Raw genomic sequence first — 26,438 nt, forward strand, 5'->3', positions numbered from 1 at the left:
TTTTTCGGTTAGAATTTTTTATTGGATAATCAGCTCTCACACCTTAACTGACTACTCTTACTAAAACCAAGGGTCCGTCGTTTTTTTAAAGATGATTGTACAGAAAAACAGAGTTGGAAAGAATCATCGATGACTTAAAATCATACCTGAAGAAAAGTTCAATTAATGGATCGCCAACATAAATCGAAAGCTATTTAAATAGCTTTTTCATCAGTTATAAGTCATTAAGTTCATTAAAAATAGACATGAATAAGGCAGGAACTAGCTTCCTGCCAAAAAAACCTTCATTTGGTGTAGTTACTTCCTTTTTTGAGCCTTCATTTTATTCGCTTCAAGTTCTGCCGCATATTCTTCCTGTGATTTACCTTGCTTAAAACTCTCTGATTGAATTTTCCTGAACTTGTTATCATTTTGATTAGGCATTTAGACACCTCCTTTTGAACATAGATATTTTGTACAAAGCTAGGAGGATTATTCTTTTTAAAGGAACATGGAGTTTATTTTGAGAAACCATGGGAAGTATCTTATGCATCTGTTTATTAAGAGAATCTAACACTGAATTTAAAATTTATACTAAATACCAGTCATCAAAGTGTGCATCCTTACTCTTTTTAGTACGTAAAAATAGCTCGGTTACTTTCCGAGCTATTACTTGTAATAGTATATTGTTTAATTTCTCAACTCTGTTGATAATCCGCCGTCGTCTAAATAGCTAATACTAGCTATTTTGCCTTCCTTGTTGAACTTTACTCTACCAGAAACCTCAGCAGATCCTTGATTAGTTCCCTCAGTATCGTATAAGACAACCACTTTAAATTTATAAGTACCTTCTGTCGTTTTATCGCTTTCAACACTTACCTGATCGACCTTTAATTGTTGTTCACTATTATGGGCCATAAGTAAATAATCATAAGCATGGGCTGAAATAAATTTCGTGTACATATCTTCAGTAAAAAAAGACTTATAGCTTTTTTCATAATATTGTTCAAGTTTTTTGGTATTGTCTAATCCCTCAATAAATTCTGCAGTTGGTCCGGTGAACTGATGCTTTAAAACTGTTTTTATAGCGGTGATGTTTTTATCTTCTGGTGTAGACTTTACGGATGAAGAGCAGCCGCCAGCAAGTAAAATAAATCCTAATAAAAGCAGTGACATTGATCTCCGTGAAATGATAAATACTCCATTGATGAAATGATTTTTATTAATTTTTAACACCCCCATAATCCTAATACGAACAAAATGCAAAAAAGTTCCGAGTAATTTCAATTTAAGCACTGGGACGGATCTTATGCTTCTGTTTAGTAAGTACATCTTTTATTGTGTGTTCCTTAAAAAGATTCGATAATAGCAAAAGGTGTGTCCTTTTTGATTCCTATTTATTAGAAGCACAAGATACGTCCCCTTGCTTCCACTGATGAGAAGCACAAGAAGCGTCCCCTTGCTACCACTGATGAGAAGCACAGGAAGCGTCCCCATGCTTCACCTGATGGGAAGCACAAGAAGCGTTCCCATGCTTCCAATTTACATAGTGAACAGTACATGCTGTACATTTTTTTACATTGTGTATAATGAAATGGCATTTGGGAAATTGTAAAATGAATATAAGTTTCTAATTATTCAGAAAACGTATGAAAGGGGAATAATAGAGTACATACGGTATAATCACCTGAGAAAAATGTCGTTTAAACAAGAATCTTGTAAGCGCTTACAAAATACGACATATACTTCACTTTAATATATAAGAGGGGGAATTGAACATGTCGGATACTGTGAAAATTGGTCTTATCCAGGCTTCGAATGATGTTGATGGAAATGAGCCGGTTGAGGTTCATAAGCAGAAGGCGATCGAGAAGCATATCAAGCTTGTACGGCAAGCGAAGGATAAAGGGGCGCAAATTATCTGCCTACAGGAGATTTTCTATGGTCCATATTTCTGCTCTGAACAGAATCCAAAGTGGTATGATGCGGCAGAAGAGATTCCGAACGGTCCGACTACGAAGCTGTTTCAGGATCTTGCAAAGGAACTGGGCGTGGTCATCGTTTTACCTATTTACGAAAGAGAAGGGATTGCCACTTACTATAATACTGCTGCCGTAATTGATGCGGATGGTTCGTATCTAGGAAAATATCGAAAGCAGCATATCCCGCATGTTGGTGTAGGCGACCAGGGCTGCGGCTTCTGGGAAAAATACTATTTCAAGCCGGGCAATTTAGGCTATCCGGTATTCGACACGGCTTTTGCCAAGGTAGGAGTTTACATTTGCTATGACCGCCATTTCCCTGAGGGTGCTAGATTACTAGGCTTGAAAGGTGCGGAAGTCGTTCTGAATCCGTCTGCCACAGTCGCCGGTTTGTCTGAATACCTGTGGAAATTGGAGCAGCCGGCACACGCTGTGGCGAATGGCTATTATGTCGGCGCGATCAACCGAGTTGGCATGGAAGGTCCATGGAATATGGGTGAATTTTATGGCCAATCGTATCTAGTTGACCCAAGAGGCAATTTTGTTGCAATGGGCAGCCGGGACAAAGATGAAGTCATCATTGGTGAAATGAATAAGAAAATGATCAGGGAAGTACGTGATACCTGGCAGTTCTATCGCGACCGCAGGCCAGAAACGTACGAGGAAATGACGGCACTTTTACCATAACAATCATGACTGCAGAGGGGCTTTACAGAAGAAGGACGTAAAGCCCTCTTTCTGTCGATTTTTTAAAAAGGGGGTTGTTTCATTGACGACGAAAATTTCGTATGAGGATTTGCAGGTGAATTTTCAGGAAGTGCATCCAGGTTTGACGAATCAAGAAGCGGTTGAGGAATCGAATCGTTGTTTGTATTGTTATGACGCTCCATGCATTCAGGCTTGTCCAACGGGAATTGATATCCCGACTTTTATCAAAAAGATTGCCTCTGGAAACCTGAAGGGGTCAGCAAAAACAATCATGACGTACAACCCGATTGGTGCAAGCTGTTCACGTGTCTGCCCGACTGAGGAGCTATGTGAAGGTGCATGTGTACTCAATCATTCGACGAAACCGATCATGATTGGAAATTTGCAGCGATATGCCACTGACTGGGCGATTAAGAACGACCAGGTGTTGTTCCAGGCTGGTGAGAAAAATGGTAAAACGGTTGCGATTATTGGAGGAGGACCTGCAGGTTTATCTGCGGCTAGAGAGCTTGCGCTGTTAGGTTATGATGTAACCATTTTTGAAGCAGAAGAGAAGGCTGGCGGATTGAATACTTATGGTATCGTATCGTTCCGTTTGCCTCAGAACATTTCCTTTTGGGAAGTAAAACAGGTTGAAAGCCTCGATGTGAAAATCAGGACGAATACAAGAGTTGGTGTTGATGTTTCCGTCGAGGAAATCATGGGACAGCATGACATCGTTATTTTAGCTGTAGGGATGTCAAAGGTTCCGAACCTTGGCATTGATGGAGAAGATTTGGATGGCGTGTATGATGCGATTGACTTCGTTAAGGCGACAAAGACTAAGCCGATCGACCATCAATTTTTAGGTAAAAAAGTCGTTGTCATTGGTGCTGGAAATACGGCAATTGATGGTGCAACCTGCTCTGTTCGGCTTGGTGCTGAAAACGTCAAGATTCTTTATCGCCGGACGGTAGATGAAATGACTGCTTATGATTTTGAATATGAATTTGCCAAGCAGGATGGAGTTGAATTCCGCTGGCTGACTGCTCCTGTAAGAATTATTGGGGATGAGAATGGCAAGGTCAATGGCATTGAGTGTGTAAAAATGGTGCTCACTGAGCCGGGAGAAGATGGACGACGTCGCCCTGTTCCTTTGGAAGGGTCGGAGTTTATTTTAGAAGTCGATGCCGTCATCAAGGCGATTGGCCAATCGAGATATGTCGATCTGCTCAAACAATTTGGACTGGACCATCGAGGCGGCGTCGTGAAAATTGACCCGAATACGTATCAGACATCAAATAAAAAAGTCTTCGCGTGTGGAGATGTTATTTTTGGCAAAGGACAGGGAGAAGCCATGGTCGTTTCAGCAGCCCAGCAGGGTAAAGATACGGCCTACGCGATCCATCAGCTGCTTTCTAAGCCAGTTCCAGAAACAGCCTAACAAACAAAGGGAGGTAAGAGTATGGCAGATTTACGTATCAATTTGGCAGGAATCAAGTCACCGAACCCGTTCTGGTTAGCTTCTGCTCCTCCAACCAACTCGGGCTACCAGGTCCAGCGTGCCTTTGATGCTGGCTGGGGCGGGGCGGTTTGGAAGACGCTTGGGGACCCAATCCTGAATGTTTCCTCACGCTTTGCGGCGGTTAGTTTTAACGGCCAGAAAGTGGCAGGCTTCAATAATATCGAATTAATCACTGACCGACCGCTTGAGGTCAATTTAAAAGAAATCTATGAAACGAAGAAGAAGTTTCCGAATCACGCAATCATCGCTTCATTGATGGTCGAACCTAAGCAAGAAAAATGGCATGAGATTGTGAAGCGGGTTGAGGACGTGGGCGTCGATGGGCTTGAGCTGAACTTCGGCTGTCCGCACGGGATGGCTGAGCGCGGCATGGGTGCGGCTTCTGGCCAGGTCCCCGAACTTGTGCAGAAACAGACTTATTGGGTAAAGGAAGTTGCACAAACTCCGGTTATCGTCAAACTGACACCGAATATCACGGATATTACCGTGACGGCTGAGGCTGCGGTTGAAGGCGGAGCCGATGCGATCAGTATGATCAACACAATTAACAGCCTGGCTGCTGTTGATATTCATACGTGGGATACGGTGCCTCATGTTGGCGGAAAAGGAGCACACGGCGGTTATTGCGGACCTGCTGTAAAGCCGATCGCACTCCATATGGTCGGCGAATGTGCGCGGAACCCTCGCATTAACGTTCCGATTTCAGGCATTGGCGGAATCTCTAATTGGCAGAATGCTGTTGAGTTCATGCTGATGGGCGCGACGGGTGTCCAAGTTTGTACAGCAGCCATGCACCACGGCTTCCGGATAGTCGAGGACATGATCGAGGGCTTAAATAATTACCTTGATGAAAAAGGAATAGCATCGGTGATGGATCTTGTCGGAAAGTCTGTTCATAAATACTCAGACTGGGGTGACCTTGATCTTAATTATAAAATCGTCGCCCGTATAAATAATGATACATGCATCAACTGCAACAAGTGCCACATTGCCTGTGAGGACACCTCGCACCAGTGTATCGATATGCTGAAGGATGCGAGCGGGAACAGCTATCTGAAGGTGCGCGAAGAAGATTGCGTCGGCTGTAATCTATGCTCAATTGTCTGCCCGGTTGATGGCGCTATTGACATGATCGAGCTGAAGAGCGAGCTGCCGCCAATGACATGGAACGAGCGCCAGGCCGCACTAGGTGTGCTGGCTTGCGGGGTGGATCCGGTTGTGAAGTAAGGTTGGATTGTTGTGGCTTGTATAGTAAAAGGGTCATAGAAACTAGTTTCTATGACCAGAATTAGGAGCCTGATCTAAAAAGGGAACAGCTTTTTAAAAAGGAGGAGAACACATGAAAAAGGTAATAAAAAACGGAACAATCGTGACAGCAACGGATACGTACGCGGCGGATGTGTTGATTGAAAATGGTGTGATCAGCTTAATTGGCGAGAACCTTTCAACTCAGGGGGCGGAGGTTGTCGATGCGAAGGGATGCTACGTGTTCCCAGGCGGTGTCGACCCTCATACTCATTTTGATATGCCGTTCGGCGGGACAGTTACGAAGGATGATTTCGAAACGGGGACGATTGCCGCTGCATTTGGCGGTACGACGACCGTCATTGATTTTTGCTTAACGAATAAGGGTGTTCCGTTACAGGATGCGATTGATACATGGCATGCAAAGTCAAAGGAGAAGTCGGTGATTGATTATGGCTTCCACTTGATGATTGGCGAAATCAATGATGATGTTCTGAACCAGCTTCCTGCGGTCATCGATGAAGAGGGAATCACCTCGTTCAAGGTGTTCATGGCTTATAAAAATGTCTTGCAGGCTGATGATGAAACCTTGTTCAAAACGTTGCTGGCAGCTAAGGACCTTGGTGCGCTTGTCATGGTTCATGCCGAAAATGGCGATGTTATTGAATATCTCACAAAGCAGGCGCTGGCACAGGGCAACACCGATCCGATTTACCATGCGTTAACTAGACCTGCAGAGATAGAAGGAGAAGCAACTGAGCGTGCTGCAACGTTTACAGGGCTTGCGAACTCACAACTTTATGTTGTTCACGTGTCTTGTGCGGATGCTGCCAGAAAGATTGCCGAAGCAAGAAATAAGGGGATCGAGGTATGGGGAGAAACGTGCCCGCAGTATTTGGTGCTCGATCAATCCTATCTTGAGAAGCCTGATTTTGAAGGAGCTAAATATGTCTGGTCACCGCCGCTGCGCGAAAAGTGGAACCAGGATGTGTTATGGAACGCCCTGAAGACTGGTCAGCTGCAAACAGTAGGTTCTGACCAATGTTCGTTTGATTTTAAAGGGCAGAAAGAACTTGGCAGAGGGGACTTCTCCAAGATTCCAAACGGAGGACCGATCGTCGAGGACCGAGTATCGATTATGTTCTCAGAAGGAGTACTGAAAGGAAGAATCTCGCTTAACCAATTTGTTGATGTAACGTCAACAAGAGCGGCAAAGCTGTTTGGCTTGTATCCTAAAAAAGGTACAATTGCTGTTGGAGCCGATGCTGATCTTGTGATTTTTGACCCGACTGTTGAGAGAACGATTTCTTCGGAGACACACCATTTGGCCGTCGATTACAGTGCGTTTGAAGGTATGAAAGTGACAGGTGAGCCGGTATCTGTGTTATCTCGGGGGGAGTTTGTCGTCCGCGATAAAACTTTCGTTGGAAAGCCAGGGGCCGGACAGTTCCTGAAGCGTGCAAAATACGGTGAAAGCAAGACGAGAAATACGAAGGAGTCACTTACTTTCTAATCTGCCAGATGGTGAAATGTATGTGATGATCTAACCTGCCGGACAGTAAAAAGAATTTAATAATCTGATTTGCCAGACAGAGAAATGTCTGTAAAGAATCTAATCTGTCAGTCAGAGAAAGTGATTTTAAGAATTATTCTGCCAGACACCCTGCAATAGATTTGAAGAATTAAAGGCAGCCATCCTGAAAAATGAATCATTCCATCGACCACGGCGAGGGGGATTCCCCTTGCTGCTGGTTGTGTACTGATAGGTACCTTTTATTGTTTTTGGATTTGATTTTAAAAGGAGGTGGAAAAGAGGAGTCATCAAATAGCTCATTGTGAATCAATTTCCGTCTTTTGAATTCAGAAAATTTTGTATATTTTACTTTGGGGGTGTCTGAATGAGTAAAAAAGGAAATTACTTAAAGTCGCCTGATTTGCTTCCGATTTCGCATGATGAAAGGAAGATTAGTCCGTTTGGTTTTTCGGTAATCTGGATTGGAATGGCCATCGTTCTTGCTGCTTTTGCTATTGGCGGAGCCGGGATTCAAACCTTGCCGCTGGGATGGGTGATTGTCGCTACAATTATTGGATCGGTAGCGATCGGGATTTTCATGACAATCATTGGCGATATCGGGGTTGAACATGGACTTTCTTTTCCTGTTTATATGAGAGCGCCGTTCGGCACGATGGGAACTCATATACCATCGCTAGTCCGTGGTGTTGCAGCTTCTTGCTGGTTTGGGATTAATACTTATTTTGGAGCAACAGCTATAAATGGAATTTTAAATTTACTATATGGTTATGATAACTGGTTCATCTGTTTCGTTTTATTTGCGGTCGTACAGCTTGTGAATACAGCACTGGGAATCAAAGCGGTTGAAAGGTTTGCAGACCTGGCTGCCCCGATCATCATTATCATTTCCTGCTGGATGTACGTTTCCCTTTCTGATCAAGCAATGTCTCAAGGCAGGGATATATGGGTGTGGGTGGAAAGTCCGGTAACTGGCGGTGCTGCTTTTACAGCGTTCATGGTTGTTGTTATGGCGAACATGGGCTTTTGGGCGACGCTTGCAGCGGATATGCCGTCTTTGTCTCGATACTTTAAGGCTCCTAAAAATGAGCGGAACTGGTTCAAGCGTAACAAAGCGCAAATTGCAGGCAGTGTGATCACGATGCCGATCGTGAATACATTCATGGTGATTATTGGTGCTGTTTCATACGTGGCAGTATTGAATTACGACCCGATTGTTGGACTTCAGCAGGCTGCGAGCGGATTCATCCTAGGAATTCTTTTATTGATGATTGTACTGGCACAATGGTCAACAAATACATCGGCGAACGTCATTCCGGCAGCTACTATTTTCTCAAATGTCGGCGGTCCTAAGGTGCCATTCTGGGTTGGAGTAGTTATGGCCGGTGTTGTCGGTATCCTTGTCCAGCCATGGAGTTTGTTTGGTATTATCATTCCAGCCTTGCTTGTCATTGGCGGAATTTTATCAGCAATCGTTGGAATTTTGTTCACAGATTATTATGTACTGCGTAAAAGACGCGTGAATGTCCAGGAGCTGTATGAAGAGTATGGACAATTCAGGGGAATGAATGGTTTTAACATGGCGGGGTTGATTGCCTGGGTGATCGGCGGTCTAGCGGCATACTATTTCCCTTCCTATTCCTTTATCGTAGGCTTCGTCGTTGGTGCAATCATTTATTACGTATTGGCAAAACACTGGTGGTTCGTGAAATACAAGCAGGCTGAAATTGAAGACCCAAGTGATGAAAAGTATCTGGGCATTACGGTCGGGCGTGACTGGATTGTAGAAGAGGGATTGGATTCGGTTGTTGTTCCGGAAGCGACTAATCCAATTAACACATAATTTAGGAGGGAGAGTGTAATTCTTGTCTGAGTATCAGGAGTTTTTACAGGAGAGAGACCGTCTTGATTTTATGGTACAGAAGGGGTATCGAATTAAGAATGTTGTAGAGAATTTAAGCGGGGCGTTCGTGGAATTCGAAAATTCCGAGGGAGAGCATGAAACACTGCAAGTTCTCACTCCGGATGCGCGAAAGTATTTTTCAGTGCTTTTAATGAAGCAGCAAAAAGCTGGTGCTTAAAAAATAGGGGAGGGTTGGACAATGGAATATTTTTTGAAGTGTAGAGATAATGTTTTTCCTTGTGAAGTGACGATTGATGATGATAATGGACGATACATGATTAAGAAAGCCGATTCCAGCGGAGAAGTGTTCAACTCTTCCGCTGAGCTGATTGAATGGATTTTCAGCAATTGGCAGAGCGAGGATTTTTTTGACCCAGACCAATTTGAAGGTATGATGAGGGAGATTCTTAGATTTACCCCCGTCCAATAAAACGGATCACGGGGACGGTTCTCTTGTTTCAATTCAAGTGAAAATCTGTAAAAAACTGAAACGGAAGAACCGTCCCCATGTTTCACCCAATAGCTGATCAACCAGACTAAAGGTTGGTTGGCTGTTTTTTTGTTTATTGATAGGAAACTTCTAAAGATTTTCTTTTTACAAAGTGAAAAAACAAAATTAATGCAATGGCAGCGGCTGGATATACGGGAATGGAATATTGTAACTTCCATCCGGTATAGATTAACGCTTTATTCTTTACACAAATCCATTCGTAAAATAAGGAGAAGCCTGTCCAACTAAGTATATACCAAGCTGTTTTTTTTCCGTATAGTTCGAATTTGTCGTAGATATACAGGAAGATTAAAGATGCGCATGGATACATAAATAAATGAAATAAGGCGCCAGACAGCTCATAAGTTGGATTATCACCAAAATAATACATCTTAAATGGTGTTGCGATTAAGAAGTAATCGATCGTTGATACCAATGCGATGTTATAAATCCATACAAGCATGACAATGACAGGTGAAAAGTATTTTCGAATCGGAAAAAACAGCAATAAAACGATAAATGTTGAAATTAGGAAGAACCATTCATTCCAATCATACGTAACATTCATTTACTGTAACCTCCTCGAAATAAAATGATTCGAAATATCTTCATGAATCCAATCAACAATATCATTCCAGCGAACCATATGGCTGGAGACCACCAAAACTGCCAATTTACGTGAATCAATACACCTAAAAAATGATTGAACCATTCTATACTCGTAAAGATCGTCACAAATACTAACATTAAAATGATTTTTTTAACCCAGGTGTTCGTTTTCAGATAATAATCGAGAAATATAACATGTATCAGGGGGTAGAGAACCGTTCGACTCATAAAATGTGAGAACTCATATGATAATTTCTCAGGTATGTGAAGGGTTTTAAAGTTCATATAACACAGTGCTGAAAAGTTTTGAGCAATGTATGAAGCAAGCATCCAATATGTAATGATCTCGAGAATGTGAAGAGTTTTCTGTTTTTTAAGGAAAATAATAAAGACAGTCGCATTCATAAACAAATAAATTAGAAACACCATTTTACTGAATCTCCTCTGAATAACACGGGTTTGTCTTTCTGCTCACCAATTAACTCCGTGTTTGATAACATTGAATGTTATTGTTCCCAAATGCTTATTCTGTATGTTTTTCTGAGGGAAATAATACATAGAAGTATCCGTTTTTTATCCTAATTCTAGTGGTATCCACGCACTTCAAGAAACATGACGGAGAATAATGGATCAAAAATGAGCAGGAGAAGGTCAAAGGTGTTTTTATTACTATAGAATTTATAAATTCAAATGTTCTGATTGCTTATAATTCGAATATGATGAAAGATACCATACTTATATACTTTATAGTGATCGTCTCAAGCGACTAAATAGCAGGGGGAAAAATTCATATGGATAATCTTTTAAAAGTATCATCAAACTCAAATCCGAATTCTGTCGCAGGTTCAATTGCCGGGGCATTAAGGGAAAGAGGGGGTACAGAAATTCAGGTGATTGGAGCTGGAGCTTTAAATCAAGCGATTAAGGCCATTGCGATAGCAAGAGGCTTTGTAGCTCCTAGTGGTGTGAACCTGGTTTTTGTTCCTGCGTTTACCGATGTGTTAATCAATAATGAAAATAGAACGGCTATCAAACTAATTATAGGTCCAAGGAAAAACTCTAGATTTTAAATGAGACGATTAATTAGCAGCCTAAATGCTTTTTGAAATCATGCCGCAGACAATGCGGCTTTTTCTTATTGTGCGTATTAGGTTCGTGTAAAACTTTATTGTATGAGCAATACATTTCAAGGGTGTTCATTAAATGAGCAGAATAAAAAAATCTAAAAAAATCAAAATGTGTAGTGTTAAAATGAAACTTATAAGAAGAATTGCTTTAATTTGGATATTGTCAAGAAAAGTATTCTTCGAAATTCGATGAGTGTTCAAAGGGAGAGCAGTATATTGAGGAGGGTGATTTTGATGTTAAACCGTGTCATTCAACAATTTGGATTGCAGGCACAATCCATTCATAATGTTGAAGATTCTCATAGTTCAACAGTTTATAGATGTATTTTAAATAATGGTGAAAATATTTTTTTGAAAATCCCTTATACCAAATTGAAGTATCAGCGGGAGTTAGAAGCTTATGGAATTTTAAAAGGAAGAGTTTCCATTCCTGAGTTATTGGATTATTGGTCAGGTGATGAGGAGTGCCCTGGCGCATTTTTATTATCTGAATTAAAAGGAAAGCCGTTAACAACTGAGACTTCACCTACTGTAGCGTTTCAAGTTGGGGTTCTTCAAGCCAAGATGCACACGATTCAACCGCCTGCTGGGCAAGTGTTAACCGGCATTCAAAATGAATTTCCGAACTGGTCTACTTTTATAGAACAGCAATTTTATAGTTTTGCAGAAGATGTAAAGGACGTTTTGGACGAACAATTATACAAACAAGCCATTGGAAAATTTGAAGAAATGAAACAACAACTTCCTCCACCAGATGGACCAAGCTTTGTACATATGGATTTTCGTCCAGGAAATATCATTGTTGATGGTAATAACGTTTCAGGCATGATCGATTTTGAAAGCGTACGGTTTGGTTCAACTGAAATCGATTTTACCAAACTGTATCGAGATTTTTTGCGCTTTGATCCGTCCTTCTATAAAGCCTATCAAGAAGGTTATAACAGTATCAGGCCATTAATTGATCTGGAAATTGTATTGCCTTTTTATCGATTTACAGATGCCTTCAATAGTATTGGCTGGTGCAAACGCCGTGGAATTGAAAAAAATGCTTTATTTCTAGAAGAAAATTTAGCGATTTTACAAAAATCGTTACGATAAATTCGTGGGTATTCGGATGTCAAAAGGGAACCATTTTTTATCTCTACATATGCAATTTTATAAGTTGGGTTGTGAAGTGCTTTACTAAAAGATTCAGGAAGGCAAGTTATTTTAAGTCAAAAGGGTATAAGGGTAGATCATCGAAATTTGATGGTCTTTTTTTCTGTCAAATTTTGTATAAGTGAGATATTTTATTAAATATTTTAAAAATACAGAAAACGACATATTCCTCAGCAAGCTTTCGTTATATTAATAGAAAACTACTCATTAAAGGAGATTTTGCTTTGAATTCTTACCTCACTGTAAATGATCTTTTACAAAGAAAGCACTTTGAAAACATTGAAGTTGTTGCTGGACATGTTGGGCTTAACCGAAGGGTGAAGTGGGTCCATGTTGTCGATGTGACAAAAATCAGAAACCTATTGAATGGGAATGAACTGATTTTGTCGACTGGGCTAGCCTGGAAGGAGGACAAGGACTTATTTCTTTCCGTTGTCGAGCAATTGATCGATTCAAATGCGGCAGGGCTTTGCATTGAAATTGGCACTTACACGACCTTGCTGCCACCTGAAATTATCGAGATTGCAAATGAGCACCATTTCCCAATCATTCTCTTTAAGCAAGAGGTTCCGTTCGTAGAAATCACCCAGGATATTCATACTCTCCTAATCAATCACCAATATCAAATGATTTCAGACTTAGAAGGCTATTCACAAGCACTGAATAAGAAACTTTTAACGATTGAAGATCATAATGAAATCCTCACTTTTATCCAACAATACTTAAGAATTCAGGTTATCACCATATTTAGCAATCATGAAATACAATTCACCCCTAAAGTTACCGAAAAAGAGCAAGGCGAAATTTTGAACATTATCGAAAGCCATGCCTTGGGATCACCATCCCCGCTGCTGGCAAGTATTCCTATTCAGCTGCTTGGTGATAATCATGCCGAGCTGATTATCCTGTCTAGGGATCGAGCTTTAACTGATTTTGACCAGCTAATTTTGGACCGGACGGCAACTGCTCTCGCTCAGTTTTTACTAAGGAAGCATTATGTTGAGGAAAAGCGGCGGGCCGAGGAGACAGAATGGCTGATGAGCTGGCTGGAGGGCGAGTATGGCGAGGAGTCGATTCAAGAATATCTAGCTTATCATTCACCGGCAGTTAAGCCGAAGGGGGCGTTTGTCTGCCTATGTAAGCTTAATCCATATGAGCAGTATTCAAATGTCGATTTAACCTATTTTAAGCTATACTTCAGGACGGTATTTGAACAGCAAGGGTTTACGCTGTTTTCGATTGAAAAAAGAGATTCTCTGATCTTTATTTTTCTGAATAAAAGAAACACGGCAACCTGGAAGCAGCGTATGAAGGAAGGAATCCAGAAGGTCGTGCAAAATGATCTTAAGGTTGGCAAGCAAAAGTCCAAGCCCGTGCTTGGAGTTGGCAAATATGTAGATGAATTAAAGAATATACATCTCAGTTATCAAACAGCCATCGAAACGATCCGTATCCAGAATCGCTGCAGCCAGCATGAGGGCAGTTATTTTTACGATGACTTACATATATTCCGTCTCATTTCCCATTTGAACCGTCATTTGGACTTGAATGAAATCGTGCTAGAATACCTGGAGCCGGTGATCAACTATGACAAAAAGTACAATGGCAAGCTGATGGAGACTTTGAAGACGTATTTGACCTGCAATGGGTCGAAGCAGGAGACAGCGAAGCGGCTGTACGTAGTCCGGCAAACACTTTATCACCGGATCGAAAAGCTTGAGAAACTGCTGGGGAACGACTTTATGAACCATGAAAAGCGACTGGCGATAGAATTTATGCTGCATTCATATGAATATTTGCTTTCTTCTAAACCTGTTAGAGCGGTTGAACAGGAAACGTTGTAAAGGAATGAAAGATCGTCTCTAGGTCTCAACATTGTCATATGAAATTCCTTTGCACCTGGGGAGGGATTGCCTAGATTCTTAATTTCAATCATTCGATCATTTTCGGAAAGAGTACCAGCAGGTCTATGGGAAAAGAGCAAATTTCACTTTTACGAAAGTACACATAAAGACGTATTCCATTGTAAACCCAGCCTATGTATTTCATTAAAAAAACTAAAGCAGTTTCCAAATATTAAGGAAACTGCTTTGATCCTTTCAATTTAACGACTACCTAATTTCATTAGTGTCCAGCTATGGCACTTCCGTCATCGTTCCCATCTTTTGTTACTTTAATCATTCCAACCGCGCCCTTGGTCACATGATTAAATTGGTGAGTGACGATCGGATAGTTGCCTTCTTTTGTTACAGTAAACTCTACAACAGCACCGCCACTCGCTGGTAACATGACTGTTTGCAGGCCTTTCATATGATTGAACGGATTTCCATCGATATAGACGTCATCAAAAATCGTACCAACAACATGGAAACTGCTGACTTCATTTGGACCGACATTATTTACATATAAACGAATCCGGTCACCAACTTTTGCTAAAAGAGGTGTATCTACTAAACTGCCTACCACGCCATTTGTGTTTAATTGTCCTTCTTTCATCGCCTTAGCTGAAAAAACAACATTGCTTGGCACTCCATTCGTAAAATCCTCTAAATCGTTATACTTATACCATTCATTTTGGATAATAACGAATTCACGGTCGATTTCCCCGTCATTCGGATAACCATCATTCGGCTTCACTATGATCGTTCCATGCATTCCATTTGCAATATGTGATAAAACCGGTTTGGTACCACAATGATACATAAAAACTCCTGGTTTACTTGCAGGGTAGGTAAAGAAACCGCTTTCATTTGGCATTACATCAATAAAGTCCTTTGATGGAGCTGCATGTACGGCATGAAAGTCCATGCTATGAGGGATAGCAGGATCCATATTGACTAAGTTGAAATTAATGATATCACCTTCATTCACTACAACTACAGGGCCAGGGGCTTCGCCGTTAAATGTCCAGGCTTTATATATATTTCCTTTTGATATCTCAATATCCGTGATTTGTGCTGTCATTTCAACATTCACTTCATTTTCGCTTACTCGTTCAATTTTTAAAGGGGTCGGTGGCTGATTTACGTTTTCGTGTGGTGCAAATATGTTAGGGGCGGCAGCTGAAACGGTTCCTTTTGAATCATTAGTTTGTTGTGGGTTTTCTGAGGATGTAGTTGTATTACAGGCTAGGAGTAAAAGTACCACGGCAGAAAAAAATGTGTTTCTTAATAGCTTTTTATTATACCTCATTGTCCTTCCTCCTACTTAATATCATTATTCTAAAACGTTTTTTCGTTATCATTTTATCCTGTTGATTATTTGGGCATTGTGATTGAAATCACAAATTTAATGGAGCGAAATGAACGGTTTGTGAACTATTTCGTAAACGCTGAGACCTTTATCACTCTGTTGAAGTTTAGATACTATATATACATTAAATAACGTAATTAAAGTTATACCAAGAAAGCATTTGCGGATTGCTTAAGTGAACAAATTTAAACCGTTTAAAATGAGGTCACTTGGTCTGCAACTCAGGACCATTTTTACCCCAAAGGCCCTAAAAACACCGAGGATGCTCACCGTCCAGCCAGGAAGAATTTGCTTATTGAAAAAGACGACAGTAGGGCTTTTTCCTCCTCTTCAGCGGAAAGCGGACATCTGGTGTGGAAATCAGATTATTAAAAGCATTGAAGTATATGAAAAACACCCAAACCCTAAGTGGAAGCGATAACACACAAAAGAATGGTTCATTTTAGAGCAAATTTTGTTTATTCATTATGTGAAAAATTCTTTGGCAGTTATTTTACATAGTGTCTAATGAAAGCTAGTTGCAAATCAAAGATAATTTTACTATAAGGAAAATTTTTTAAAAATTTAGAAAAAGATAAAGGAGGCTTCGTAGTAATGACAGTAATCAAAAATGATACGGCTGTATTGAAGAACTTTATTAATGGTGAATGGGTGGATGCACAGTGCACTGAAACTTTGGATGTGCCTAACCCGGCAACTGGTGAAGTATTGGCGAAGGTCCCGATTTCTTCAAATGCAGATGTGGAATTAGCTGTAAGTTCTGCACATGAAGCGTTCAAAACATGGAAAAACACTCCGGTGCCGAAAAGGGCGAGAATATTATATAAATATCATCATTTATTGAGTGAAAATCATGAAAAACTGGCGAAGCTGATCGTTCAGGAAAATGGCAAGGCTTACAAGGAAGCGCATGGAGAAGTTCAGCGCGGTATCGAGTGTGTGGAGTTTGCAGCAGGGGCGCCGACGCTAATGATGGGTGAAAGTTTATCGAATATTGCTGAGGACATCGACTCTGAAATGTTCCGCTATCCGCTTGGGGTTGTAGGTGGGATTACACCTTTTAATTTCCCGATGATGGTCCCTTTGTGGATGTTCCCGCTCGCGATTGCTTGTGGAAACACATTCGTGCTGAAACCATCTGAGCGGACACCGCTTTTAGCAAATGAATTGGTTGAGCTGTTTTCAGAAGCAGGTGCTCCGAAAGGCGTGTTGAACATCGTGCATGGTGCCCATGATGTCGTGAATGGATTGCTTGACCATGAGGATGTAAAAGCAATCTCGTTCGTTGGCTCACAGCCTGTTGCGAAATATGTATATGAAAGAGCAGCAGCACAAGGGAAGCGAGTCCAGGCATTATCAGGAGCGAAAAACCACCATATTGTTATGCCGGATGCGGACATGGAAAAGGCTGTTACTCATATCGTCAGTTCGGCTTATGGAAGTGCCGGTCAGCGTTGCATGGCGTGCAGTGCGGTTGTCGTAGTTGGCGACGGAGATCAGTTCGTCCAGGCGTTAAAGCAGAAGGCAGACGAGCTTGTCATCGGAAATGGTTTGGATGACGAGGTTCTCCTCACTCCAGTAATCCGTGACTCTCACCGAGAAAAGGTGCTGGGCTATATCGAAAAGGGAGTGGAAGAAGGGGCGACACTGCTGCTTGATGGGCGGAATGAAATGGATGAATTCAAGGATGGAACCTTCTTAGGACCAACAATTTTTGACCATGTTACCCCAGAAATGACGATCGCAAAGGATGAAATTTTTGCGCCGGTATTAAGCTTGCTGAGAGCGGAGGATTTGGATGAAGCACTTGAATATCTTCGAAAATCCCGTTACGGAAATGGTGCGACCATTTATTCAAAGGATGCAAAAGCCATTAGACAGTTTAGAGAAGAAGCAGATGCAGGAATGCTGGGAGTCAATGTTGGTGTTCCGGCAACAATGGCCTTCTTCCCATTCTCAGGATGGAAGGATTCTTTCTACGGAGACCTGCATGTGAATGGCAAGGACGGGGTGAACTTCTTTACGCGTAAAAAGATGATCACTTCTAGATTTGATTATTAATTGATTGGTTAAACGGGGATGTTTTTTATAAAAGCCTGAAAGTAGGAGGAAGGCAGGAATGACTAAGATTAAACAAGGTGAAGATTTTCTAACGAAGGATCGGGATTATGTCTGGCATTCGATGAAGCCGTACAGTCCGGATAGTACCTTGATCGCTGAAAAAGCAGAAGGGTCGTGGGTGACGGATCATAATGGCAAAAGATATTTGGATGGTATGGCCGGCCTTTGGTGTGTGAATGTCGGATATGGGCGGGAGGAGCTTGCGGAGGCAGCCTATGAACAGCTAAAGCAAATGGCGTATTTCCCGCTCAGCCAGAGCCATATTCCGGCTATTAAGCTGGCGGAAAAATTGAATGAAATGCTTGGTGACGAGTATGTGATCTTCTTTTCCAACAGCGGATCTGAAGCGAATGAAACAGCGTTCAAGCTGGTAAGGCAGTACCACCAGCAAAAAGGAGAGGGCAGCCGATATAAGTTCATCTCGCGCTACCGAGCGTACCATGGAAATTCGATGGGCTCATTGGCGGCAACTGGCCAGGCGCAGCGAAAGTATAAGTATGAGCCGCTGGCACCTGGGTTCCTGCATGTGCCGCCGCCGGATCTGTATCGCGGCAAGGATAGGGTGGATGCTCCGCCAAGTGAGCTGGAATCAGTGAAGGATATTGACCGGGTAATGACCTGGGAGCTGAGTGAGACGATTGCTGGTGTGATCATGGAGCCGATCATTACGGGCGGCGGGATTCTCGTTCCGCCAGACCAGTATATGAAGGGTGTAAAAGAGGTTTGCGAAAAGCATGGCGCCTTGCTGATAGTAGATGAAGTCATTTGCGGATTTGGCCGGACTGGCAAGCCTTTTGGCTTCATGAATTATGGTGTTAAGCCAGATATTATCACGATGGCAAAGGGAATAACGAGCGCTTATCTTCCATTGTCGGCAACTGCGGTTCGTAAGGAAATCTATGAGTCTTTTAAAGGCTCAGAGGAATACGATTATTTCCGCCATGTGAATACATTTGGAGGAAATCCGGCTGCCTGTGCGCTAGCTTTGAAGAATCTTGAAATCATGGAAAATGAGCAGCTGTTTGACCGGTCGAGGGAGCTTGGAGATTACTTGAAACAAAGTTTGGCTTCGCAACTGGCTGACCATCCTTTTGTTGGAGATGTACGCGGAAAAGGATTGCTGGTTGGAATCGAACTGGTCAAGAATAAGAAGTCTAAAGAACCTCTTGAAGTGGACCTTGTAAATAAAGTAATTGGCGGCTGTAAGGGAAAGGGCCTCATCATTGGTAAAAATGGGGCGACCGTTGCTGGGTATAACAATGTGCTGACGTTATCTCCGCCATTGAATATTGAAATGGAGGATCTTCAGTTTATCATCAAAACCCTGACTGATGAGTTGAAGGCGATTCAGTAGAATATTTTTACAACCAACTTTGACACTCGTAATCCTTGGTAGTTTATAGGATTACGAGTGTTTTGCACAATGTCCAAGGAGATTCCAGTATATTACCAGAAAGGTAGATGGACAATGAAAATTGGTGTGCCTAAAGAGATTAAAAACAATGAAAACAGAGTCGCGCTTACACCTGCGGGAGTGATGCAGCTCGTTCAGTATCAGCACCAGGTCTTGGTGGAAAAAGGAGCAGGGCTGAATTCAGGTTTTATCGATGAGCTGTACATGGAAGCTGGCGCGTTGATTGTTGAAAGTGCAGAAGAAGTTTGGAAAAGCGAAATGGTTGTGAAGGTGAAGGAGCCTACACCTGATGAGTATCAATATTTTTTTGATGGACTGATTTTGTTCACGTATTTACACCTGGCAGCTGATCGCGCTTTGACAGAGGCTTTGGTGGAAAAAAATGTCGTGGCGATTGCCTATGAGACCGTACAGCTGCCAAATAGAGCGTTACCATTACTGACACCGATGAGTGAAGTTGCTGGAAGGATGGCAACCCAAATCGGGGCATCATTCCTCGAAAAATCCCGTGGAGGCAAGGGTGTCTTGCTTGGCGGTGTGCCAGGTGTGAACAGAGGTAAGGTTACGATCATTGGCGGAGGTGTCGTCGGCACGAATGCCGCAAAGGTTGCAGTTGGTCTAGGTGCACAAGTGTCTATCCTTGATGTGAGTCCGGATCGCCTGCGTGAGCTTGATGACATTTTTGGCAATAGCATCACGACATTGATGTCGAGTCCCTACACGATCGCAGATACTGTCGCGGAATCGGACCTGGTCATTGGGGCAGTATTGATCCCGGGTGCAAAGGCTCCGAAACTGGTAACAGAAGAAATGGTCTGCCTGATGCAGGAAGGGTCAGTCATTGTCGATGTGGCGATTGATCAGGGAGGGATTTTTGAAACAGCCACGCATGTCACTACTCACGCGAATCCGACATATGTAAAACATGGAGTTGTCCATTATGCGGTCGGGAATATGCCTGGAGCAGTGCCTCGGACTTCAACGATGGCGCTGACGAATGTGACAGTTCCATATATTTTACAGATTGCCGATAAAGGGTACCAGCGGGCATTTGACGAGAATGAAGCCTTACATAGAGGGCTGAATGTTTTAGGTGGAAGAATTGTTTATGAGGAAGTAGCGAAGGCACATCAGATGACGATGATTTAGGAAGTTCTTAAGATTAATTGGACTAAAAGAAAAACTGCCAGAAAAAGAGAATGATTTTCTGTTGTATTAAGGAGGGATTTTGATGACGCTGCAGACATTGACAATCAACAAACAACGCCTTGAACAAAGGATCAATGAATTAGCGGAGATTGGGAAGATCGGTGAAACAGGTGTATGCCGTCTTGCCTTGTCCAAGGAGGACCGCCAGGGTGTTGAAAGGGTAAAGTCGTGGATGGAGGAAGCAGGGCTGACAGCGAGGATCGACGATTTCGGAAATCTGATTGGCCGGTTCGAGCGAGAAAATCCTAACGCACCGATTTTGATGCTTGGATCGCACATAGATTCGCAGCCATATGGCGGACGGTTTGATGGCGCAATTGGTGTTCTTGGTGCTTTGGAAGTCGTGCAAACAATGAAGGAACAAAATATTGTTCCTAAGGTGCCAATTGAGGTCGTTGCTTTTTGCGATGAGGAGGGCTGCCGTTTCAATAAAGGATTGTTCGGAGTCAGGGGCATCCTCGGCAAACTGGAAGAGGGGGAACTGGAACGGGCTGACAAGGATGGAGTCACCAGGAAAGAAGCATTGATTGAGTTTGGGTGTAACCCGGATAAGTTCCAGGAATCGCAATATCCAGAGGGAAGCATTGCAGCGTTCCTCGAAATGCACATTGAACAGGGACCAGTGCTTGAAAAAAATAACTTGCCGATTGGCATAGTCACCGGGATTTCGGGTCCATTATGGCTGACAGTCGAATTAGAGGGATTTGCTGGACATGCCGGTTCCGTACCAATGCCGATGAGGCAGGATGCGTTAGTCGGTGCTGCGAAGGTCATTATTGCCCTCAACGAACTGGCAAGTGAAGATCCAGATGCCCCAACCGTTGGTACTGTAGGGAGCTTGAAGGTCTTCCCGGATTCTCGCAACATCATTCCTGAAAAGGTAAGCTTCACTGTGGATTTGCGAGATATCGATATTGATAGAAGACACAGGCTAGAAGAGCGACTCAGGACGAAAATGGACGAGATTTCGGCCCAGCATGGATTAACATGCAAAATCTCAGAAGATACAAACAGCGAGCCGAGGTACTGCTCCCAAGATATAATGGACGTCATGCGTAGTGAGAGCAAAGAGATGGGATTGGATACAATGGAGCTGATGAGCGGCCCATTCCACGATTCCCTCGCTATGTCATATGTCTGCGAATACGGAATGATCTTCGTCCGCTGCAAAGACGGAATCAGCCACAACCCAGCAGAATACTCAACCATTGACGACATATCCTTGGGTACCGAGCTGCTATACCGAACGACAGTGAAAATGGCAGAAAAAAACAAATAACTTTACCCCTTTAAAGCGATGGGGGTCTGACCCCCGGTGCTTTAGAGCGTTAAAGAGGAGAGGGAGATGAGGAAGGTTGAGCAAGGCGAAGTTTAATACTCTTTATATTTTGTTTAGTGTGATACCGTTTTTGTTGCTTGTGTTTCCTTTGTTTGAAATTGGGAACCGTGCGACTCCGATCGTATTTGGGTTACCGTTTTCGTTTTTCTGGGTTATTCTTTGGATTTTGATTACTTTCATTGCTCTGGTAGTTCTTTATCGTTTCGATCCAGCTAAGGATGAGGAGGAGGATGTCTAATGCCAAGCTGGCAAATCGCTCTCATAATGATGATTATGTACCTGGCCATTGCACTTATTGTTGGAGTTATGGCTGGACGAGGAAGAGATGGCAATTCTCTTGATGAATTTGCTGTTGCAGAAGGGAAAATCAGTTTATTCGTCATGTGGTTCCTTATGGGCGGATCGGTATTCAGTGCATTTTCTTTCCTGGGTGCGCCAGGCTGGGCATACTCAAAGGGAGCTCCTGCATTGTATATCATTACCTATACAGCGTTTGCGATTTTACCATGGTATATCATTGGACCAAAAATCGGGAAAATAGGAAAAAAACATCGTTTGTACACACTTGCTGGATTTTTGAAGGGTAGATTTAATAGCCCTGCAATCGCAGTAATTGTTGGTTTAATTGCTTTGTTTGCTTCGATTCAATATTTAGCTACACAAATGTCTGGAATGGCTATAATATTTAATATCATGACTGAAGGACGAATCCCTTTCTGGTTAGGAGCACTTGTATCATATGGGATTGTGGTTATTTATGTAGCAACTGGCGGCCTGCGGGCTGCTGCCTGGTCAGACGTGTTCCAAGGATTGTTAATGATCATCGTATCATGGGTTGTTGGTTTGGCGATTGTCTATCAGCTGCATGGCGGAACGACAGAAATGTTTGCAAGTATGGCACGTGAAACGCCTGAGCTGCTTCAAATTGGTAAAGAAGGCTCAGCAATGGGAACGGTTGCCTACACTACAACAATTTTAGTATCAGTTATCGGTTTCTTGATGTGGCCTCATTTGTTCTCAAAATCTTATGCTTCCAACTCTCGCACAATTAAAAAGACTGTTCTTGCTTATCCGATTTTCGCATTGTTTTTAATTCCGCTGCTACTAGTTGGGTTTGCTGCTAGAGGAGTTGTTGATGCTGCGGATCTTCAAAGTGCTGACCAAGTCTTGCCTTACTTAATTACCACTGTAATGAACTTGCCTGGGTGGTTATATGGTCTAGTTGGAGCAGGGGCTCTTGCAGCAGCGATGTCAACAGCCGATGCAATCACACATAGTGCATCATTGGAAGTGACGGACGGGGTAATCAAACAAATCTGGAAGAATATTTCCGAGAAAAAGACGTTGTTGATTATGCGGATTGGTGTCTTTGTAATTGGCGCACTGGCTTATTATATTACTGTTTTTGGCGGGCAAGGGTTGATTGCGTTACTTTTAGGGGCATATGGTTCGATTGTGCAATTCGCGCCAGGTGTTTATAGTGCTCTGTTCTGGAGACGTGCAACGACTAAAGGGGTTATTTCTGGATTGGTTGTCGGAACATTTGTGAACTATTACTTCCAGCTTGTGGCGACCTCAACACCTTTTGAAATTCACGCAGGAATTCTTGGGTTGATTTTCAACATTATCATAATGGTAACAGTAAGCTTTATGACAAAGCCACAGACCGAAGAGGACGTCAAACGTTATGTTGATGTAGCTTAATGTAAAAATAAAAAAATCGTCAGGCTGCTCATTTTTAAATGGGTCTGACGATTTTTTCTTACAAGAAAGGGGATTGAAATGAAAGCAGATACCGTCTTCTTAAATGGGGAAGTAATTACAGTCGATAAACAGGACAGGGTTGCGCAGGCTGTTGCTGTAAAAGGAAATCGCATCCTCGCCGTGGGCTCGAACGAAGAAATCCAAAAATATGCCGCGAATGAAACAAAGGTAATCGATCTGCAAGGGAGATCTCTGCTCCCGGGATTAATAGACTCACATATTCATCTGACCATTTATGGAACCAACCTTTTAGGAGTAAGCTGTATTGAGCCGCATGTACAGTCTTTAGATGATCTTTTTGTCGACCTTCGTAAAAAGGCTGCTGAAACTCCACAAGGACAATGGGTCAGGGCCTGGGGTTTTAACGAACAAAAACTAAGAGAAAAGCGTTATCCGACAAGAGCTGAGCTTGATGAAATATCCACAGAGCATCCAATTGTCATCATTCGGACATGTAATCATACTTCTGTTGTAAACAGCAAGGCCCTTGAAATAGCTAAAATTAGCGAAAATACCCCGAATCCAGAAGGGGGAATAATAGAAAGGAATCAAGATGGTACCCTTACAGGTCGCATGATCGAAAACGCGCATATGCAGGTGTTTGAATATGCGAGTTATACGAATGAAGAAATTCGAAAAGGGATTCAGTTAGCCTCAGAGGAATTCATTAAGGCGGGAATCACAAGTATCCATGATGCCGGTGCATATGGAGATGGAGCAGAAACCATCCGGATTATGCAGCAGGCCATCAAAGCGGATGAAGTGAAGGTTCGTGTATACGCGATGATTGGCTCATTAACCAATTCTCACGATTTTGTAAAAAAAATGACCGATGCTGGCCCGATTACCGGGCTTGGTGATGACCGTTTCAAAATTGGTCCAGCAAAGCTTTTTACCGATGGAAGCAGTGTTGGTCCAACAATTGCTACTCGCGAAGGCTATACGCATGACCCTTCGGATAATGGAATTATTTATTACAGCCAAGAAGAGTTAAATAGAATACTAGGATTAGCTCATGAAAAAGGATTCCAGCTGACGGCACATGCACAAGGAGATCGAGCGATCGAAATGCTGCTGAACTGTTATGAAACGGCATTGGCCAAGCATCCCCAGTCTAATCACCGACACCGGATCGAGCACGCTGGGATTTCCTCGCCAGATTTGCAAAAGAGGATGAAAAAGCTGGGAGTAGTAGTAACTCCAAATCCAGTCTTCATGTACGTCAACGGTGATAAGTATCTCGAATACTATGGTGATCGGGTGGATGTGATGTATCCTGCCCGAGATTTTATTGAAAAAGGAATTATAGCGGCATTTGGATCTGATGCACCTGTTACCTTCCTGGATCCGCTTTTGGGTATTCATGCTGCGGTAAACAGGAAGTCCATCGGAGGAAAATCAGTAGGAGAGAACCAGCGCATCGAAATTATGGAAGCGATCCGGGCTTACACCTGGAATGGTGCATATGCAAGCTTTGAGGAAAATATAAAGGGAAGCATAGAGGCAGGAAAGTTAGCTGATTTCGCTGTTCTGGATTCCAGTATATTGACTCAAGATAAAGGTTTAATAAAAGAAATGAAGGTTGAGCTGACGATGATTGATGGGGAAGTTTTATATGATTCTCAGAATCTTTGTGCAGAGGCAGTTTGTGATGTGAAATCAAGAAAATAAGTTAAGAATTATTTCTCGGGAAAGCGCAGGATTTGACTTTATTTTTGCGGTATGTCGTACTTTGGGTAATGATGGCGAATGATGCCGCGAAAAATTATTAATAAAGCTTATGTCTGTTCAATCTGCAAGAGATCAGTAAAAAAGGACAGCAATGTCCTTTTTTGTATGCGAAATTTAGGAACAACAAAATTTAAATAATAAGCAACCCTGTTCCCATCGTAATAAATACAGCCCCAGCAATCGTATACTTCGTTGGTTTCTCTTTTAGAATTACAAAGCTTAAGATCATGGTAAGCACTACACTAAATTTGTCGATCGGATTTACGACACTTACCTTGCCAAGTGCCAATGCGCCGAAATAACATAGCCACGAGAACCCTGTTGCAGCTCCCGACAAAATAAGGAAAATATATGCTTTCTTTGTGATCATCCGGAGATTTTTGAAAGTTCCTTGAAAGAAAACAATACCCCAGGCGAAAAGAAGGATCACTACAGTACGAACAAATGTAGCAACATTTGAATCCACGTCTTCAATCCCAATTTTGGCTAAAATATTTGTAAGCGCCGCAAAAATTGCGGAGAGGATCGCGAGAAAAATATAAGATTTGGTGTTAAAGACCTTCTTCTCCTTATTTTTTTTATCAGTCTTACCTATTAACATAAAGGTTCCAATTGAAATCACGATACCACCCGTTACGACTGTAGCTGTTGCAGGTTCCTTGAGAATCAGAAAGGATAATACAATGGTGAGAACTACACTTGCTTTATCGATTGGTACAACTTTTGAAACATCACCAATTTGTATTGCCTTAAAAAAACATATCCAGGATAAACCTGTCGTCAAGCCTGACAAGACAAGGTAAATGAATGCATGCATCGAAACGGTTTAATGCTGCCGGTTTGTCCAGTTATGATGACCATCAGGAAGGCCATGATCAAGACGACCACTGTCCTGACAGCAGTAGCTAAATTAGAATCGACATTTTCTATTCCAAACTTAGCGAGTATTGCTGTAAAGGATGCAAATAATGCAGCCAACAGTGCTAATATAATGCTCATCTTTTGGTTAACTCCATTTCTGAGTGAGACTAGATTCTTTTTTTTAGTTTGTAAAAGAGTTCCAGGAATATTCTTTTTAATGAAAGAAGCAGGTAATAAAATTCAACTGTGTAATATATTTAAGAATATAAATTTGTTGCTCTAAAAAAGGAGTGATTTCATGTCCAAATTTGTTAGTATTTTCCTCTTAAGTATATTAGTAAGTGTAATCGTCTTTTTTATAGTTGGTTCTATTGTAAGTGGCGGTGGTGATCCTGCAGAAGACGCTGTATTTATGGTAGGGATAATCATTGTGCTTCTTCTTTCATTTTTGATTTCCCAAATCTACTATTTAATCGATTTAATTAAGAAGAAGTTGTGAATTTTCATTTTA

General features: G+C 42.1%; 24 protein-coding genes. 18 read left to right on the plus strand and 6 right to left on the minus strand.

The annotated features are described in order from the left end of the window. Positions 1 to 297 precede the first annotated feature (297 nt). Complete coding sequence (locus tag AABM38_RS11520) at positions 298 to 423, minus strand: hypothetical protein (RefSeq protein ID WP_335377600.1); 126 nt, start codon at positions 421 to 423, stop codon at positions 298 to 300. Between the two features lie 246 nt (positions 424 to 669). Then, complete coding sequence (locus AABM38_RS11525; protein ID WP_423410510.1) at positions 670 to 1,155, minus strand: hypothetical protein; 486 nt, start codon at positions 1,153 to 1,155, stop codon at positions 670 to 672. A gap of 602 nt (positions 1,156 to 1,757) precedes the next feature. Between AABM38_RS11525 and AABM38_RS11530 the strand changes: the two genes are divergently transcribed. From AABM38_RS11530 to AABM38_RS11560, 7 genes are all read left to right on the plus strand, one after another. Then, positions 1,758 to 2,648, plus strand: coding sequence for a nitrilase-related carbon-nitrogen hydrolase (locus AABM38_RS11530; RefSeq protein WP_423410511.1), 891 nt, complete (start codon positions 1,758 to 1,760; stop codon positions 2,646 to 2,648). An 82-nt stretch (positions 2,649 to 2,730) separates the two neighbouring features. Beyond that, on the plus strand, positions 2,731 to 4,092 hold the full coding sequence (locus tag AABM38_RS11535; protein WP_423410512.1) for an NAD(P)-dependent oxidoreductase: 1,362 nt from the start codon (positions 2,731 to 2,733) through the stop codon (positions 4,090 to 4,092). Positions 4,093 to 4,113: 21 nt separating this feature from the next. Next, positions 4,114 to 5,400 carry an NAD-dependent dihydropyrimidine dehydrogenase subunit PreA gene (gene preA / locus AABM38_RS11540; RefSeq protein WP_423410513.1) on the plus strand — a complete coding sequence of 429 codons (1,287 nt, stop codon included), beginning with the start codon at positions 4,114 to 4,116 and terminating at the stop codon, positions 5,398 to 5,400. A gap of 112 nt (positions 5,401 to 5,512) precedes the next feature. Next, positions 5,513 to 6,931: a dihydropyrimidinase gene (gene hydA / locus AABM38_RS11545; RefSeq protein ID WP_423410514.1), complete on the plus strand. Its 1,419-nt coding sequence runs from the start codon at positions 5,513 to 5,515 to the stop codon at positions 6,929 to 6,931. 385 nt (positions 6,932 to 7,316) lie between these two features. After that, entirely contained in the window at positions 7,317 to 8,792 is a 1,476-nt protein-coding gene (locus AABM38_RS11550) for an NCS1 family transporter (protein ID WP_423410515.1), read from the plus strand. A gap of 22 nt (positions 8,793 to 8,814) precedes the next feature. Beyond that, a complete protein-coding gene (locus AABM38_RS11555; RefSeq protein ID WP_423410516.1) occupies positions 8,815 to 9,030 on the plus strand; it encodes a hypothetical protein in 216 nt (71 codons plus the stop codon). A gap of 21 nt (positions 9,031 to 9,051) precedes the next feature. Next, entirely contained in the window at positions 9,052 to 9,282 is a 231-nt protein-coding gene (locus AABM38_RS11560; protein ID WP_335377588.1) for a hypothetical protein, read from the plus strand. A 133-nt stretch (positions 9,283 to 9,415) separates the two neighbouring features. On the opposite strand, the gene AABM38_RS11565 is transcribed toward AABM38_RS11560, so the two are convergent. Continuing rightward, positions 9,416 to 9,910, minus strand: a complete 495-nt coding sequence (locus AABM38_RS11565) for a hypothetical protein (protein WP_423410517.1) — start codon at positions 9,908 to 9,910, stop codon at positions 9,416 to 9,418. 832 nt (positions 9,911 to 10,742) lie between these two features. Between AABM38_RS11565 and AABM38_RS11570 the strand changes: the two genes are divergently transcribed. The 3 genes from AABM38_RS11570 to AABM38_RS11580 all read left to right on the plus strand — a co-directional run bounded on the left by AABM38_RS11570 (position 10,743) and on the right by AABM38_RS11580 (position 14,080). Continuing rightward, a complete protein-coding gene (locus AABM38_RS11570) occupies positions 10,743 to 11,021 on the plus strand; it encodes a stage V sporulation protein S (protein ID WP_423410518.1) in 279 nt (92 codons plus the stop codon). A 291-nt stretch (positions 11,022 to 11,312) separates the two neighbouring features. After that, positions 11,313 to 12,176 (plus strand): aminoglycoside phosphotransferase family protein, encoded by an 864-nt coding sequence (locus AABM38_RS11575; RefSeq protein ID WP_423410519.1) that lies wholly within the window; start codon positions 11,313 to 11,315, stop codon positions 12,174 to 12,176. 284 nt (positions 12,177 to 12,460) lie between these two features. Then, on the plus strand, positions 12,461 to 14,080 hold the full coding sequence (locus AABM38_RS11580; RefSeq protein ID WP_423410520.1) for a PucR family transcriptional regulator: 1,620 nt from the start codon (positions 12,461 to 12,463) through the stop codon (positions 14,078 to 14,080). Positions 14,081 to 14,360: 280 nt separating this feature from the next. Here AABM38_RS11580 and AABM38_RS11585 read toward each other — a convergent pair whose 3' ends face one another. Then, complete coding sequence (locus AABM38_RS11585; RefSeq protein WP_423410521.1) at positions 14,361 to 15,428, minus strand: multicopper oxidase domain-containing protein; 1,068 nt, start codon at positions 15,426 to 15,428, stop codon at positions 14,361 to 14,363. Between the two features lie 654 nt (positions 15,429 to 16,082). Here AABM38_RS11585 and AABM38_RS11590 point away from each other — a divergent pair. From AABM38_RS11590 to AABM38_RS11620, 7 genes are all read left to right on the plus strand, one after another. Continuing rightward, positions 16,083 to 17,549 (plus strand): CoA-acylating methylmalonate-semialdehyde dehydrogenase, encoded by a 1,467-nt coding sequence (locus AABM38_RS11590; RefSeq protein ID WP_423410522.1) that lies wholly within the window; start codon positions 16,083 to 16,085, stop codon positions 17,547 to 17,549. 58 nt (positions 17,550 to 17,607) lie between these two features. Further along, positions 17,608 to 18,963 (plus strand): aspartate aminotransferase family protein, encoded by a 1,356-nt coding sequence (locus tag AABM38_RS11595; protein ID WP_423410523.1) that lies wholly within the window; start codon positions 17,608 to 17,610, stop codon positions 18,961 to 18,963. Between the two features lie 114 nt (positions 18,964 to 19,077). After that, positions 19,078 to 20,172: an alanine dehydrogenase gene (gene ald, locus AABM38_RS11600; RefSeq protein WP_423410524.1), complete on the plus strand. Its 1,095-nt coding sequence runs from the start codon at positions 19,078 to 19,080 to the stop codon at positions 20,170 to 20,172. Between the two features lie 82 nt (positions 20,173 to 20,254). Continuing rightward, on the plus strand, positions 20,255 to 21,511 hold the full coding sequence (locus tag AABM38_RS11605) for a M20 family metallo-hydrolase (RefSeq protein WP_423410525.1): 1,257 nt from the start codon (positions 20,255 to 20,257) through the stop codon (positions 21,509 to 21,511). 76 nt (positions 21,512 to 21,587) lie between these two features. Beyond that, positions 21,588 to 21,809: a DUF3311 domain-containing protein gene (locus AABM38_RS11610; protein WP_423410526.1), complete on the plus strand. Its 222-nt coding sequence runs from the start codon at positions 21,588 to 21,590 to the stop codon at positions 21,807 to 21,809. Then, entirely contained in the window at positions 21,809 to 23,275 is a 1,467-nt protein-coding gene (locus AABM38_RS11615; protein ID WP_423410527.1) for a sodium:solute symporter family protein, read from the plus strand. Before AABM38_RS11610 ends, AABM38_RS11615 begins: the two co-directional genes overlap by 1 nt. A gap of 78 nt (positions 23,276 to 23,353) precedes the next feature. Continuing rightward, on the plus strand, positions 23,354 to 25,006 hold the full coding sequence (locus AABM38_RS11620; protein WP_423410528.1) for an amidohydrolase: 1,653 nt from the start codon (positions 23,354 to 23,356) through the stop codon (positions 25,004 to 25,006). Between the two features lie 190 nt (positions 25,007 to 25,196). Here the strand turns inward: AABM38_RS11620 and AABM38_RS11625 are convergent, their stop codons facing one another. Further along, a complete protein-coding gene (locus AABM38_RS11625) occupies positions 25,197 to 25,883 on the minus strand; it encodes an EamA family transporter (protein ID WP_423410529.1) in 687 nt (228 codons plus the stop codon). Next, positions 25,847 to 26,065 (minus strand): EamA family transporter, encoded by a 219-nt coding sequence (locus AABM38_RS11630; RefSeq protein WP_423410530.1) that lies wholly within the window; start codon positions 26,063 to 26,065, stop codon positions 25,847 to 25,849. The genes AABM38_RS11625 and AABM38_RS11630 overlap by 37 nt, the downstream gene beginning before the upstream one ends. A gap of 160 nt (positions 26,066 to 26,225) precedes the next feature. On the opposite strand from AABM38_RS11630, the gene AABM38_RS11635 reads away from it, so the two are divergent. Beyond that, a complete protein-coding gene (locus tag AABM38_RS11635; RefSeq protein ID WP_423410531.1) occupies positions 26,226 to 26,426 on the plus strand; it encodes a hypothetical protein in 201 nt (66 codons plus the stop codon). The last annotated feature ends 12 nt before the right edge of the window (positions 26,427 to 26,438 follow it).

The organism is Heyndrickxia sp. MSNUG, from assembly GCF_049532715.1.
In the GTDB taxonomy this organism is placed as follows: Bacteria; Bacillota; Bacilli; order Bacillales; family Cytobacillaceae; genus Mesobacillus.

Bases quoted from the DNA above. Each gene is read 5' to 3' on its own strand.
- AABM38_RS11520 (WP_335377600.1), bottom strand. From the start codon at position 423: ATGCCTAATCAAAATGATAACAAGTTCAGGAAAATTCAATCAGAGAGT.
- AABM38_RS11525 (WP_423410510.1), bottom strand. From the start codon at position 1,155: ATGTCACTGCTTTTATTAGGATTTATTTTACTTGCTGGCGGCTGCTCT.
- AABM38_RS11530 (WP_423410511.1), top strand. From the start codon at position 1,758: ATGTCGGATACTGTGAAAATTGGTCTTATCCAGGCTTCGAATGATGTT.
- preA (WP_423410513.1), top strand. From the start codon at position 4,114: ATGGCAGATTTACGTATCAATTTGGCAGGAATCAAGTCACCGAACCCG.
- hydA (WP_423410514.1), top strand. From the start codon at position 5,513: ATGAAAAAGGTAATAAAAAACGGAACAATCGTGACAGCAACGGATACG.
- AABM38_RS11550 (WP_423410515.1), top strand. From the start codon at position 7,317: ATGAGTAAAAAAGGAAATTACTTAAAGTCGCCTGATTTGCTTCCGATT.
- AABM38_RS11560 (WP_335377588.1), top strand. From the start codon at position 9,052: ATGGAATATTTTTTGAAGTGTAGAGATAATGTTTTTCCTTGTGAAGTG.
- AABM38_RS11565 (WP_423410517.1), bottom strand. From the start codon at position 9,910: ATGAATGTTACGTATGATTGGAATGAATGGTTCTTCCTAATTTCAACA.
- AABM38_RS11570 (WP_423410518.1), top strand. From the start codon at position 10,743: ATGGATAATCTTTTAAAAGTATCATCAAACTCAAATCCGAATTCTGTC.
- AABM38_RS11575 (WP_423410519.1), top strand. From the start codon at position 11,313: ATGTTAAACCGTGTCATTCAACAATTTGGATTGCAGGCACAATCCATT.
- AABM38_RS11585 (WP_423410521.1), bottom strand. From the start codon at position 15,428: ATGAGGTATAATAAAAAGCTATTAAGAAACACATTTTTTTCTGCCGTG.
- AABM38_RS11590 (WP_423410522.1), top strand. From the start codon at position 16,083: ATGACAGTAATCAAAAATGATACGGCTGTATTGAAGAACTTTATTAAT.
- AABM38_RS11595 (WP_423410523.1), top strand. From the start codon at position 17,608: ATGACTAAGATTAAACAAGGTGAAGATTTTCTAACGAAGGATCGGGAT.
- ald (WP_423410524.1), top strand. From the start codon at position 19,078: ATGAAAATTGGTGTGCCTAAAGAGATTAAAAACAATGAAAACAGAGTC.
- AABM38_RS11605 (WP_423410525.1), top strand. From the start codon at position 20,255: ATGACGCTGCAGACATTGACAATCAACAAACAACGCCTTGAACAAAGG.
- AABM38_RS11615 (WP_423410527.1), top strand. From the start codon at position 21,809: ATGCCAAGCTGGCAAATCGCTCTCATAATGATGATTATGTACCTGGCC.
- AABM38_RS11620 (WP_423410528.1), top strand. From the start codon at position 23,354: ATGAAAGCAGATACCGTCTTCTTAAATGGGGAAGTAATTACAGTCGAT.
- AABM38_RS11625 (WP_423410529.1), bottom strand. From the start codon at position 25,883: ATGCATGCATTCATTTACCTTGTCTTGTCAGGCTTGACGACAGGTTTA.
- AABM38_RS11630 (WP_423410530.1), bottom strand. From the start codon at position 26,065: ATGAGCATTATATTAGCACTGTTGGCTGCATTATTTGCATCCTTTACA.
- AABM38_RS11635 (WP_423410531.1), top strand. From the start codon at position 26,226: ATGTCCAAATTTGTTAGTATTTTCCTCTTAAGTATATTAGTAAGTGTA.